Source organism: Planococcus sp. VCh962, assembly GCF_057748275.1.
This window is the reverse complement of the sequence record NZ_JBYLHS010000013.1, coordinates 37,745-51,275: the sequence shown is the minus strand read 5'-3', so window position 1 is coordinate 51,275 and position 13,531 is coordinate 37,745. Positions and strand designations below refer to the sequence as shown.

At 42.9% G+C, this 13,531-nt stretch carries 13 protein-coding genes; 12 read left to right on the top strand and 1 reads right to left on the bottom strand.

Annotated features, from left to right (window positions below; translation table 11 throughout):
* The first annotated feature begins 172 nt into the window (after positions 1-172).
* The 11 genes from AC3AQ9_RS19685 (at position 173) to rsmI (ending at position 10,846) form a co-directional block, all read left to right on the top strand.
* Complete coding sequence (locus AC3AQ9_RS19685) at positions 173-1,597, top strand: aminotransferase class I/II-fold pyridoxal phosphate-dependent enzyme (RefSeq protein ID WP_488309169.1); 1,425 nt, start codon at positions 173-175, stop codon at positions 1,595-1,597.
* A gap of 66 nt (positions 1,598-1,663) precedes the next feature.
* Entirely contained in the window at positions 1,664-3,217 is a 1,554-nt protein-coding gene (ppx, locus tag AC3AQ9_RS19680; protein WP_488309173.1) for an exopolyphosphatase, read from the top strand.
* A 57-nt stretch (positions 3,218-3,274) separates the two neighbouring features.
* Positions 3,275-5,377 carry an RNA degradosome polyphosphate kinase gene (locus tag AC3AQ9_RS19675; RefSeq protein ID WP_488309172.1) on the top strand — a complete coding sequence of 701 codons (2,103 nt, stop codon included), beginning with the start codon at positions 3,275-3,277 and terminating at the stop codon, positions 5,375-5,377.
* 126 nt (positions 5,378-5,503) lie between these two features.
* On the top strand, positions 5,504-6,139 hold the full coding sequence (gene tmk, locus AC3AQ9_RS19670) for a dTMP kinase (protein WP_488309171.1): 636 nt from the start codon (positions 5,504-5,506) through the stop codon (positions 6,137-6,139).
* 82 nt (positions 6,140-6,221) lie between these two features.
* Positions 6,222-6,551 carry a cyclic di-AMP receptor DarA gene (gene darA, locus AC3AQ9_RS19665; protein WP_488309168.1) on the top strand — a complete coding sequence of 110 codons (330 nt, stop codon included), beginning with the start codon at positions 6,222-6,224 and terminating at the stop codon, positions 6,549-6,551.
* Positions 6,552-6,657: 106 nt separating this feature from the next.
* Positions 6,658-7,650, top strand: a complete 993-nt coding sequence (holB, locus tag AC3AQ9_RS19660) for a DNA polymerase III subunit delta' (RefSeq protein ID WP_488309167.1) — start codon at positions 6,658-6,660, stop codon at positions 7,648-7,650.
* 4 nt (positions 7,651-7,654) lie between these two features.
* Complete coding sequence (locus AC3AQ9_RS19655) at positions 7,655-8,467, top strand: PSP1 domain-containing protein (protein ID WP_488309166.1); 813 nt, start codon at positions 7,655-7,657, stop codon at positions 8,465-8,467.
* Positions 8,468-8,479: 12 nt separating this feature from the next.
* Entirely contained in the window at positions 8,480-8,839 is a 360-nt protein-coding gene (gene yabA / locus AC3AQ9_RS19650; RefSeq protein ID WP_300990883.1) for a DNA replication initiation control protein YabA, read from the top strand.
* 147 nt (positions 8,840-8,986) lie between these two features.
* Positions 8,987-9,724: a tRNA1(Val) (adenine(37)-N6)-methyltransferase gene (locus tag AC3AQ9_RS19645; RefSeq protein WP_488309165.1), complete on the top strand. Its 738-nt coding sequence runs from the start codon at positions 8,987-8,989 to the stop codon at positions 9,722-9,724.
* Positions 9,711-9,980, top strand: a complete 270-nt coding sequence (locus AC3AQ9_RS19640; RefSeq protein ID WP_488309164.1) for a GIY-YIG nuclease family protein — start codon at positions 9,711-9,713, stop codon at positions 9,978-9,980. Before AC3AQ9_RS19645 ends, AC3AQ9_RS19640 begins: the two co-directional genes overlap by 14 nt.
* Complete coding sequence (gene rsmI, locus AC3AQ9_RS19635; RefSeq protein WP_488309163.1) at positions 9,977-10,846, top strand: 16S rRNA (cytidine(1402)-2'-O)-methyltransferase; 870 nt, start codon at positions 9,977-9,979, stop codon at positions 10,844-10,846. Before AC3AQ9_RS19640 ends, rsmI begins: the two co-directional genes overlap by 4 nt.
* A 44-nt stretch (positions 10,847-10,890) precedes the next feature.
* Here rsmI and abrB read toward each other — a convergent pair whose 3' ends face one another.
* Entirely contained in the window at positions 10,891-11,169 is a 279-nt protein-coding gene (gene abrB / locus AC3AQ9_RS19630; RefSeq protein ID WP_036802110.1) for a transition state genes transcriptional regulator AbrB, read from the bottom strand.
* A gap of 336 nt (positions 11,170-11,505) precedes the next feature.
* On the opposite strand from abrB, the gene metG reads away from it, so the two are divergent.
* Positions 11,506-13,476 carry a methionine--tRNA ligase gene (metG, locus tag AC3AQ9_RS19625; RefSeq protein ID WP_488309162.1) on the top strand — a complete coding sequence of 657 codons (1,971 nt, stop codon included), beginning with the start codon at positions 11,506-11,508 and terminating at the stop codon, positions 13,474-13,476.
* The last annotated feature ends 55 nt before the right edge of the window (positions 13,477-13,531 follow it).

Genomic DNA, 13,531 nt, shown 5'->3' with positions numbered 1-13,531 from the left:
GAGTAGGACGTCGCTGGGCCATTAAAAAAAAGCCGTTGCCGGTATATCCGGCAACGGCTTTTTTTGCGTTTTCAAGAGATAAGCCCCTGATTGGCTCTCAGTAGATACACAGCTTAACTTAAAGCTTTCAGCTATAATACACATAATGATAAAAAACGTAAGGATGAAAATTATGACGCATCGAAAACCTTTAGTAGAAGCTTTAACCGCATTTCAGCAGCAACTGCCAATTTCCTTTCATGTGCCCGGCCACAAGAACGGTGAATTATCTGCACTGCCACAAGCAATCCGCACAGCGCTCTCGTATGACTTAACTGAAGTTACCGGTTTAGACGATCTTCATTATCCCGAAGAGGCTATTTATGAAGCGCAGAGCCTGCTGGCAGACACTTATGGAGCGGATGAAAGTTTTTTCCTGATAAACGGATCGACAGTCGGCAATTTAGCAATGATACATGCAGTTTGCAAAGAAGGCGATACAGTAATTGTCCAACGAAATTCACATAAGTCGATTTTTCATGCACTTGAATTAGCAAAAATACGGCCGGTTTATGTAGCGCCTGAATGGGACGAGGAATCGCTGACAGTTGCTGGGGTTGCCTTTTCAGATATTGCAGCAGCAGTGACGTCATATCCGCAGGCAAAGGCGGTGGTTCTGACATATCCTAATTATTATGGTATGGCAACAGCGGGATTAAAAGAAACTATTGCTCTTTGCCATTCCAAAGGCATAGCGGTATTAGTGGACGAAGCTCATGGTGCCCATTTTCAAATTGGTGAACCGTATCCTGCTTCAGCTTTGGCGCTCGGAGCGGATGTAGTGGTACATTCAGCGCATAAGACATTGCCGGCTATGACCATGGGGTCGTTCTTACATGTGAAAGGAAATTTGGTTAATACAGAAAAAATCAAGAAATATTTAAGAATGCTGCAATCGAGCAGCCCGTCTTATCTTATTATGGCCTCGCTGGACGATGCACGGGCATTTGTTCAAAATTATACGCAACCGGACATGCGGCATTTTGAAGGTAAAAGAGAACAGTTTTTGAAGGGGTTAAAGAGCATTCCAAAACTTGAGGTTTTTGAATCGGACGATCCTTTAAAATTGATGCTTAGAACCGAATACAACAGCGGCTTTCAGTTAAAAAAACAATTGGAAAAAGTGGGAATCCATGTAGAATTAGCAGATCCTTATCAGGTTCTGCTAATCTTGCCTTTATTGAAACAGCCGAACAGCTACCCTTTCGCAGAGGTTCGTAGCCGCATTAAAGAAGCGGTGCAAGCATTAAAGCAAGAACCTCGTGAAGCGGTTATGGTGAAAATGCCGATTCAACAGAGGATCAGCGTTCCTGAAATCTCTTTTGCTCAATTGGATATGGAAGCACGGGAATGGATTTCTTATACAAAAGCATTCGGCCGGATTTCGGCTGGCATGGTGATTCCTTATCCTCCTGGCGTACCGTTGATTGTTCCGGGTGAAAAATGGACCATGGATAAACTGGAAGGATTGATGGATTATCTGTCGACGGGAGCTCAGATTCAAGGAGAACATCGATTAGAAGAAAAATTAATCTGCGTCCTGCCTACAATAAAATAGTCATAATTTCTGAAATTTGGGTATGATATAGTATACGAAATTTTACAGGGGCGGGATGTGGAAATTATGTTGGATCAGGAAAAGTATGCAATTGTGGATATTGGCTCAAATACCATGCGGCTCGTCATTTACACACGCGATAAAAGCGGGAAACTGACAGAAAGTGAAAACGTCAAAGCAGTTGCCCGTTTGCGCAATTATTTGTCGGAAAACGGAAAGCTGGAGCCTGAAGGGATCGATGTATTGATACATACTCTTCAAGGCTTTCAGGAAGTTACAAGACATCATAAATTGAAGGAAATTAGATGTGTAGCTACTGCAGCGATTCGGCAAGCCACTAATCAAGAAGAAATTTTAGAACGTGTTGAAAAAGAAACAGATTTCTCAATGCGGATCTTATCGGAATATGAAGAAGCGAATTATGGCTTTTTGGCAGTCGTGAATTCTACACCTTTTGAAAATGGCATCACGGTGGATATTGGTGGAGGAAGCACGGAAATCACTTATTTCCAAAACCGGAAATTAATTTTTTTCTATAGTTTTCCGTTTGGTGCATTGTCTTTAAAACAGCAATTTATCAAAGGCAATCTTCCCACTTCCCAAGAACTAAAGACGCTCCGCAAGTTTTTGAAGGAACAGTTCCAAACCCTTCCATGGCTTGCTAATAAAAAGTTGCCGCTGATTGGAATAGGGGGAAGTGCACGGAATTTAGCCCAGATCCATCAGGAATACATCGGTTACCCGGTTGCGGGCATACACCAATATATGATGACTGCTAAAAACGTTAAAGGGGTGCAAAATCTGCTGTTGAGCATGGATTTTCCTGAAATCCAGCGCTTGGAAGGCCTGACAAGAGACAGGGCAGATATTATCATTCCAGCTATTGAGGTTTTTTCCTATTTGATGGATTATATCGAAACGAATACTTTTGCTTTGAGCAGAAAAGGACTAAGGGACGGCGTCTTTTATGAAGAAATGACGAAAGAATTTGAGCTTTCTATTTTCCCGAATGTTTTGGAAGAAAGTTTTTATGAATTGGCGAGTGACTTTGACATTAATTTGAATCACGCTTCTCATGTCAGCAAGAATGCCATGATGATTTTAAATGAGCTTGAAAAGTGCAAAGTTTTTGCTCTTGATTCGAAAGACGTGAAATACCTCCGTTTGGGCAGTGCTCTCTATAACCTTGGATCCTACATTGATGCGGAAGCAAGCCATCAACATACTTTTTATTTATTGGCCAACCGCACAATTGATGGATTATTGCATAAGGACCGTATGACGGTAGCGTTAATCGCCTCTTTTAAAAACCGGGAAGTTTTCAAACGGAATACTGCGCTTTATGAAGATTGGTTTACGAAAGATGAGCTGGCAAAATACAGTCTGTTTGGAGCCATTGTCAAACTTGCTTACAGTTTGAATGCAACCAAACGGAATATTATTGAAGCAATTCGAATTGAAGAGCCGACAGCAGGACAACTTGTGTTTGAAATAGAGTGCAATAGTGACTGGATGCCGGAACAATACCAAGCGGAAAAACAGAAAAAACATCTTGAAAAGCACTTGAAAAAATCCATTGACCTGCAATTCCATGAAGAATTGGCTCGGCAACCCCAATAATCGGGTAGAAAAGAGACACGAATTTGAAGACAAAGGATGGCGGAGAATGTGATTACGATGAAGAAAAACACCGTTGATCTTGATAATCCTTCTTATTACAACAATAGAGAATTGAGTTGGCTTGCTTTTAACGAAAGGGTGCTGAGAGAAGCATTAGATGAACGCAATCCTTTGCTGGAACGTTTCAAATTTTTATCGATATTCAGTTCGAACCTTGATGAATTTTTTATGGTGCGTGTAGCAGGTCTTCAAGATCAAGTGAAAGTAGGCTTTGCCAGACCGGAAAATAAAGCTGGCATGACTCCAAGACAGCAATTGAAAGAGATCGGGAACAAGACTCATCAATTGGTGGAGCTGCAGTATCAGACTTTGCGCGATGTATTGCTTCCGAAAATGAAGCATGAAGGAGTACGGATTTTCAAAATGGCGGAATTGACGGACCGGGAGCTTAAAGAAATAGAAGCTTATTTTGATGAGCAGATTTTTCCTGTCCTTACACCACTGGCAATTGATGCCTATCGGCCATTTCCCATGCTTTTGAATAGAAGCATCAACTTGGCTATCTTGCTTGAAGACCAGGATGAAGAAGCTAAAAATCAATATAAAACGGCGATTGTTCAAATGCCAGCTGTACTCGATCGTTTTGTTTATTTGGACGCCAAAGCAGGCAAGGAGCGTTTTGTTTTATTAGAAGATGTCATTAGGCATTTTATCAGCAAGCTGTTTCAAGGCTTTGCAGTGGCTTCTGTATCCGTTTTCCGCATCACCCGAAATGCCGACATGACAATTCACGAAGAAGGCGCACGCGACCTATTGAAGGAAATAGAAGAAGAGTTGAGAAAGCGGAAATGGGGGGCAGCGGTCCGTCTTGAAGTGCAAAAAGAAGGCATGGACCAGGGCATGCTGACTTACCTGACAGAGGCGCTGGAAATTACTAAAAAAGACGTTTATGAAATTGAAGGTCCGCTGGATTTAACGCTGTTCTTTAATTTTTATAAAAAAATGGCTAAAACCCATAAGAAGCTTGTGTATGAAAGCCGAATTTCCCAACGGCCTCGCGACTTGGCTTCTGATGAAGATATTTTTGATAAAGTGCTTGAACAAGACGTTTTTTTACATCATCCGTATGAATCATTTGAGCCTGTTGTGAATTTTATGTCGAAAGCGGCTGATGATCCGGATGTCTTGGCGATCAAGCAAACTCTTTATCGGGTAAGCGGTGATTCGCCAATTATCAAAGCATTAAAAAGAGCTGCTGAGAATGGCAAGCAAGTCACAGTTTTGGTGGAACTCAAAGCGCGTTTTGATGAAGAGAACAACGTCCAATGGGCAAAAGAGCTGGAGCAGGCTGGATGCCATGTGATTTATGGCATGAACCATCTGAAAACCCATAGCAAAATCACTTTGATTGTACGCAAAAGGGATGGCCAAATTGCACGTTTTGTCCATCTGGGGACAGGTAATTATAATGACCAAACAGCCAAAATCTACACGGACATGAGCCTCTTTACTTCCGTGCGGGAATTCGGGGTAGATGCGACCAACTTTTTCAATTTTTTGAGCGGCTATACCGAAAAGCCGGAATTCCATCATTTATCCGTAGCACCGTTCAGTATTCGAAAAGACTTTCTTGAATTGATCGAAGCGGAGATTAAATCCCATAAGAAATTTGGCAATGGCCGGATTATCGCTAAAATGAATTCTTTGACGGATAAAGAACTGATCAAAAAATTATACGAAGCGTCGATTGAGGGAGTGCGAATCGACTTGATTGTGCGTGGGATTTGCTGCCTCCGTCCAGGCATAAAAGGTGTCAGTGAAAATATCCGTGTCAGAAGTATTGTGGGCCGGCTTCTAGAACATAGCCGAGTTTATTATTTCTACCATAATGGAGAAGAAAAGACGTTTTTGTCGTCAGCGGATATGATGACAAGGAATATGGAAAACCGCATTGAGATTTTGTTCCCTGTTTACAGCAGCCAAATTAAAGCTCAAATTAAGCATGTGTTGGACATCGCTTTAAAAGATAATACGAAGGCGCGGGAACAAGATGCAACAGGTCAATACCGCTATGTCAAAAAGAAAGACGGGGAATCCGAAATCAATAGCCAACTCATTTTATATGATGAAGCGTATCAAGTGGCAGAAGTTGAGGAATAAGCCCGGATTGCAGCGTTTAGGAGTTGTTTGCGGCCGGGCTGCGCCCCACGTATTGATGTTCTAAGAGGTTCATTTCCTGTATAGTTAAAGGGAATTAGAACATGAGGAAATCAGGTGAGGAAAAGAATGGGTTATTTGATTACGCTGGAAGGCGGAGAAGGATCCGGGAAAACCAGCATATTAAAACGGCTGGCAGCCGCATTGGAACAACAAGGACTTTCAGTGGTCTGTACAAGAGAACCGGGTGGTATTGATATTGCAGAACAAATTCGGAAAGTCATCTTGGATAGGGACAACGTCAAAATGGATGCACGGACAGAAGCTTTGCTATATGCCGCCGCAAGAAGACAGCATTTAGTTGAAAAAGTTATTCCAGCTATAGAAGCTGGGAAAGTGGTTTTATGTGACCGTTACATAGATAGCAGTTTAGCGTATCAAGGTTATGCAAGAGGCCTGGGCATAAAAGAAATTTATGCAATCAACAAGTTTGCCATAGATGAATACATGCCGGACTTAACGCTTTATTTTGATGTAGAACCAGAAGTTGGTCTGGCCCGCATTGGGAAAGATGCTGGCAGGGAAGTGAACCGCCTGGATGTGGAATCGATGAAATTCCATGAAGCGGTGCGTGAAGGCTATCAATTGCTTGTAGGACAGTACCCAGAACGGATTCAAGTCATTGATGCGGGGAAGGGTATCGAGACGGTCTTTCAACATGCTTTCCATACGGTTTCCACTTTTATAAATTCATCCAGAATTTGAGAAACGCTGGGAAGATATGCAGTGTAAGTCTTTCTTCATGGTATACTTATATAGAAGGACTACAGAAAAGGAGTGAGTGCTGATGAAACTCGTTGTTGCAGTCGTGCAGGATCAAGATAGTAATCGCTTATCCAATGCGTTAACAAAAAATGATTTCCGGGCTACCAAACTTGCCAGTACTGGAGGGTTCTTGCGCTCAGGGAACACCACTTTTTTGATTGGTGTCGAGGATGGCCTCATACCGAAACTGATGGATTTAATCCGGGATAATTGCCGTTCACGTGAACAAATGGTTGCCCCTGTTTCACCAATGGGTGGCAATGCAGATTCTTATATTCCATATCCGGTTGAAGTGGAAGTAGGAGGCGCGACAATTTTCGTCTTGCCAATTGAGCAGTTCCATCATTTTTAAACATTTCTGGAGACGCAGAATGCGTTAAGCAATATAGGTTATACGAGATACCCGTGCTCCGACTGGAACACGGGATTTTTTACAAAGGCTGAATGAAGGTGAAAATATGCAAAAGACAATCGAACAGTTTCAGGAAATGCAGCCGGTTGTGATGAAAAGACTGCAGGGGGCTTATGCAAAAGACCGTCTGGCGCATGCTTATTTATTTGAAGGGCCAGCGGGTTCCGGATTAACGGAAGTGACTCATTTTTTTGTAAAGCTTTTGCTTTGTGAAGCCCCTGTAGAGAATGTTCCATGTGAAACATGCCACAGTTGCCACCTTTATAATACAGGCAACCATCCAAGCATTGTCTTTATTGAGCCGGATGGGCAAAACATCAAAATCGATCAGATTCGTGAATTGATTTTTAATATGAATAAAACGGGCTTTAGTACAGGCCGTAAAATATATGTAATTCAAGATGCAGACCGAATGAATAATGCATCAGCTAATGCATTATTAAAATTTTTAGAGGAACCTGAGATGAATGTAACTGCGATCTTGTTGACGGAACGTTTAAATGCCATCATGACGACAATCCGGTCACGTTGCCAGATTGTATCTTTTCAGCCATTGTCGCGACCGAAAATGATGGAGCAGCTGCTTGCCGACGGCATGACTGCCTCACTGGCAGCGACTGTCAGCATGTTGACGCAAAACATCGAAGAAGCGGTCCGTTTAAGTTCGGATGAAGCTTTTATTCAGCAACGCAAAATTGTGTTAAAATTAGTAGAGGCCGTTAACAGCAATATCCATGAGGCTCTTTTATTGCTTCAATCGGAATGGCTTCCGGTATTTAAAGAAAAAGAGGATACCGAAAGAGGGCTCGACATGTTATTATTTGCATATCGGGACATCGCTTCGGTAAAAGCGGGTCTTGAAACTGCGCGAACATATCCAGACATGGAAGAAAAATGGAAGCAGTTGGCACTTCAGCGTTCATTTTCAGTGTTGTCCAAGCAATTGCAGGCGATTTTAGAAGCCAAACAGCAATTGCCGCGCAATATGAACCGAACGCTGCTGATGGAGCAGTTAATGCTGAACCTGCAGGAGGGATAAGCAATTGTATAATGTCATTGGTGTCCGCTTTAAAAAAGCGGGTAAAATATATTATTTCGACCCAGGAGAATTTGCGATTGAAAAAGACGATTATGTCATCGTAGAAACTGCAAGGGGCATAGAATACGGCAAAGTTGTCGTGCCAGTAAAAACGGTTGAGGAAAATGATGTGGTGCTGCCATTGAAACAAGTGGTACGTGTAGCAACTGACCGGGACCGCCAGCAAGTAGAAGAAAACCGTTTGGAAGCAAGCCGTGCTTTTGAAATGGGCACTCAAAAAATCGAAGAGCATCGCTTGGAGATGAAACTGGTAGATGTCGAGTATACATTTGACCGCAATAAAGTCATTTTTTATTTCACGGCGGAAGGGCGCGTCGATTTCCGTAATCTGGTTAAAGATCTGGCTTCCATTTTCCGGACCCGCATAGAGCTTCGGCAAATTGGCGTAAGAGATGAAGCGAAAATGCTGGGCGGTATTGGTCCTTGCGGGCGTATGCTTTGTTGCTCGACATTCCTAGGCGACTTTGAGCCGGTATCGATCAAAATGGCAAAAGATCAAAATTTGTCACTTAATCCATCAAAAATTTCGGGGTTATGCGGACGGTTGATGTGCTGCCTGAAATACGAGAATGACGAGTACGAAACTGCTAAAAAAGAAATGCCGGATGTCGGTGCCCGTGTATCAACACCAGACGGGGAAGGCCGCGTTGTTGGCATGAACATTTTAGAGCGCGTGTTAAAAATTCGCTTAGCTGAGCAAGAACAGACATTAGAATACTCATTAAGTGAGATAATGGGCCAAGGAACGAGAGCGTGAGGTGGTTTTTAAGTGAAAGAGAAGAACTTTTTAGACACGGTCATGGATTTTGAGCAGCAATTGGAATCGATGCAAGAGCAATTTCGTGAATTGAAAGCGGTAGTGGCTCATACGATGGAAGAACATCATGCGCTGCAGCTCGAAAATCATCATTTGCGGGCACGTTTGGATGAACTTCATAAAGCGGTTCCGGAAACAGCAGTTGTGGATCCGGTGAAACTGAAAAAAGCGGCTATGGACATCGGAGAAGGTTACGATAATTTGGCGCGTTTATATCATGAAGGTTACCATGTTTGCCATGTGCATTTTGGCAGTTCGCGAAAAGGCGACGATTGCCTGTTTTGCTTGTCGTTTTTGAACAAGCAAAATTGAAAGAAAAGCGGAAGAGCTAGGCACTGGAGACTGCAGCCAAATCGGCTTAAAGCCTCGGGGCTTAGGCTTGCTGCTGGAAAACAATCAAAAAAGGCTCCGACACTCTTTGTGGCGGCAGCCTTTTATTATGTATAAGGAGGTGGAAAGATGTTATTGGATGACGAAAGGCTGGATTACTTATTGGCAGAAAACTTGCGGATTATCCAAAGTCCATCCGTGTTCTCGTTCTCGCTGGATGCGGTCCTCCTTGCCCGCTTTGCTTACGTGCCGTTAAAACGCGGGAAAATCGTGGATTTATGTACAGGCAATGGAGCCATTCCGTTGTTTTTAAGCGCTAGAACGGAATCTTCCATCATTGGAGTGGAACTTCAGGAGCGGCTTGTCCACATGGCCCGCAGAAGTGTGGAATACAATAGTCTGGAACAGCAAATCAGCATTATCGAAGGCGATGTAAAAGAAATCCCGGCTCAGCTTGGAATTGAAAAGTTTGATGTTGTGACGTGTAATCCTCCTTATTTCCCTGCGCATGAAATGAGTGATAAAAACCTCAGTGAACATATGGCGATTGCACGCCACGAACTCCATTTGACCCTGGACGAATCTGTACAGGCGGCCAGCAAGCTGCTGAAACAAGGCGGGAAAGCCGCGTTTGTGCACCGCTCCGGACGCCTCATCGATATCATCACCGCAATGCGGGCGAATCGGTTGGAGCCGAAAAGGGTTCGTTTGGTTTATCCCAAAGCCGGAAAAGAAGCAAACACATTGTTAATCGAAGGTATAAAAGACGGCAAGCCGGATCTGAAAATCCTGCCGCCGCTGATTGTTTACGGAGAGAATGGGGAATATACAGAAGAAGTGAGAGAATTGCTTTATGGAAGCGAATAAGCATTATTTCTATGTACTTGAATGTGCCGACGGTTCCTACTATGCCGGTTATACAAACGATCTGCAGAAACGGTTGGAAGCCCATAACACAGGAAGAGGCGCGAAATACACACGAGCCAAAGGTCCGGTCGAAATGATCCACCATGAAAGTTTTGATACAAAGCCCGCGGCAATGAAAGCGGAATATGCCTTCAAGCAATTATCGAAGCCGCAAAAAATCCGCTATATTGCTAAAGGAAAGGAAGATGGCAAATGAAGTCCCAGAAAAGTTTCATGGAGAACAAAGCGACGCTGTATTTAGTAGCCACACCGATTGGCAATTTGGAAGACATGACTGTAAGAGCCATTCGCATTTTAAAAGAAGTGGATATCATTGCAGCAGAAGATACCCGGAATACGAAAAATTTATGCAATTATTTCGATATTCAAACCAAGCTGGTCAGCTACCACGAACATAACCAGGACAGCGGGGGCTTTAAAATTTTATCTTACTTGCATGAAGGGAAGTCGGTGGCATTGGTTAGCGATGCCGGTATGCCATGTATTTCAGACCCAGGAGAAGACATTGTGCAACGTGTAGTGGAAGAAGATTTTCCGGTAGTGCCAGTTCCTGGTGCCAATGCGGCACTTAGTGCATTGATTGCTTCCGGCATTACTCCCCAGCCTTTTCTTTTTTACGGATTCCTATCACGCCATAAAAAAGAACGCCAGGCTGAACTGGAAGTGCTGAGCCAAAAAGAGGAAACCTTGATTTTTTACGAAGCACCTCATAGGTTAAAAGAAAGTTTGAAAAGCGTACAAAAAGCTTTTGGAAATGAGCGGAAAATTACGTTGGCCCGCGAAATTACAAAGAAATTCGAAGAGTTTCTACGCGGTACCATTGAAGAGGCGGTAGAGTGGGTAGAAGAGAATACTATTCGAGGAGAATTTTGCATTATAATAGAAGGAAATGCTTCTCCAGATATCGCTGAACAAGAGAAATGGTGGGAGCACTTGTCGATTTCGGCCCATGTAGAAGAACTGATGGAAAAGAAACAAATGACTTCTAAAGAAGCAATCAAAGAAGTGTCGCAGGAGCGTAATTTATCAAAACGGGATGTTTATCAGGCTTATCATGTATAAAAAAACCGGAGCGCACGAAACGCTCCGGTTTTTACCGTATAGACTTATTTTTTCAAGTTGTTTTGGATTTCTTTTACTAGCATTTCCGCGCCTTCTGGGCTTAGAATCAGTTTACCGCCAACCAGTTGCATGTTATCATCAGATACCTCTCCTGTAACAGCACAAGTCATATTAGGTAAATATTTTTTCAAAATAATTTTATCGTCGTCAACATAAATTTCCAAAGCATCTTTTTCTGCGATTCCTAAAGTACGGCGCAATTCAATTGGAATTACAACTCGGCCTAGTTCATCAACTTTACGTACAATACCTGTCGATTTCATAATAATAGTCTCCCTTCAAATTTGTCGGATGTTTTTTCGTCAAAATTCGACATTTACCACTTCCTGTCATAAATCATACCAAGTACTGGCAATTTGGTCAATATAAAACTATCGAAATTATAATAAATTTTTACATTAAATGACGAAAATATGATGTTTAAAGTAATTTCTCTCAATAATCCGCCAGACTAATGGGATATGAAAAAAACAGGTCTTTTTTTTTCAATATTTTCGCTTCTTCGCCAATGTCGAAAAACAGTCTTGGATTGAAAGATTGTACAATATTGGCGACTTCGTTAAAATAAGAACTATACAAAGAAACTGGAGGAATTTTTCGTGACTGCTAACAACAACACCTTTTACCTGACAACACCGATTTATTATCCAAGCGGAAAATTCCATATTGGAACTGCTTATACCACGGTGGCTTCGGATGCAATGGTCCGTTACAAACGTTTGCGCGGCTATGATGTTCGGTTCTTGACTGGCATGGATGAGCATGGCCAAAAAATCGAAGAGAAAGCTCAAGAAGCTGGAAAAGCACCTCAGCAATATGTGGATGAAATGGCTGACGCCGCTAAAAAAGTATGGTCCACTATGGATATTACTTATGATGATTTTATTCGAACTACTGAAGATCGCCATAAAAAAGGCGTCGAGAAGATTTTCAAAACATTTTTAGACAATGGCGATATCTATAAAGGACAATACGAAGGCTGGTATTGCACCCCGTGTGAATCGTTTTATACAGAAGGACAGTTAGTGGATGGCAATTGCCCGGATTGCGGCCGGCCGGTCCATAAAGTTAAAGAAGAGTCATACTTCTTCAATATGAAGAAATATGCAGACCGCCTGCTAGCGTATTACGAAAACCATGTCGAGTTTATTGAACCTGAATCCCGCAAAAATGAAATGATCAACAATTTCATCAAACCGGGCCTTGAAGATTTATCCGTTTCGAGAACTTCGTTTGACTGGGGAATTCCGGTTCCTGGAGACCCGAAACATGTAATCTATGTATGGGTGGATGCCTTATCAAACTATATTACATCGCTTGGCTATGGTTCAGATGATGAATCAGCTTTCAATAAATATTGGCCGGCAGATGTCCATGTAGTTGGCAAGGACATTGTCCGTTTCCATACCATTTATTGGCCGATTTTCTTGATGGCATTGGATTTGCCGTTGCCGAAGAAAGTTTTCGCCCACGGCTTTATCATGATGAAAGACGGCAAAATGTCGAAATCAAAAGGCAATGTGGTCTATCCGGAAATGCTGGTAGAGCGTTATGGACTTGATGCAACACGCTATTTCTTGCTGCGTGAGCTGCCATTCGGTTCAGATGGCGTTTTCTCGCCTGAATCGTTTGTTGAACGCACAAATTTTGATTTGGCCAACGACTTAGGAAACTTATTGAACCGCACAGTATCGATGATCAATAAATACTTTGACGGGGAAGTTCCACAAGTGACAGGGCAAGAAACAGAATTTGATGCAATGCTCGAGCAAGTAGCTAAGCATACGGTGGAAGTTTATGAACAGCATATGGAAAAAATGCAATTCAGCATTGTGCTGAGCGAAGTATGGGCATTGATTTCACGCACCAATAAATACATCGATGAAACACAGCCATGGGTGCTGGCAAAAGATGAAGCATCTGTTGGCAAACTGGCTTCGGTTATGGCTCATTTAGCTGAAAGCTTACGGATGACCGCAGTAATGCTTCAGCCATTCCTGCCGAATGCGCCGAAGCAGATCATTGAACAGCTTGGTTTGTCTGAGGAATTTTTGGCATGGGATACATTGCAGGAATTCGGAGGAATTCCGGAAGGCATTAAAGTGGTATCAAAAGGCACCCCAATTTTCCCTCGTCTTGAAGTAGAGCCGGAAGTTGCTTATATCCGCGATCAAATGCGCGGAACTGCTGCCCCGGCAGAAACAGAAGAAGTGGTGGAAGAAATTATAGAAGAAGTACCGGATGTGCCAGAGATCACAATCGATGAGTTCATGAAAGTGGACTTGCGGGTGGCGACGGTGACCGCAAGCGAAGCGGTTCCAAAAACTTCTAAACTGCTGAAACTGCAGCTGGATTTAGGGTATGAACAGCGCCAAGTGGTTTCTGGCATTGCAGAGCATTACAAACCGGAAGATTTGGTCGGGAAGAAAGTAGTGGTCGTGGCGAACCTGAAACCGGTTAAGCTGCGCGGCGAGCTTTCACAAGGCATGATTTTGGCCGGTGAGAAGAACGGCTATCTGACATTAGCGGCAGTGGATGAGAAATTGCCGAATGGCGCTCAAATTAAATAAATAAGAATAGTTAGGCAAGGTGGCTAAAGATTCATCCTTTTGCATACCGCTTCAG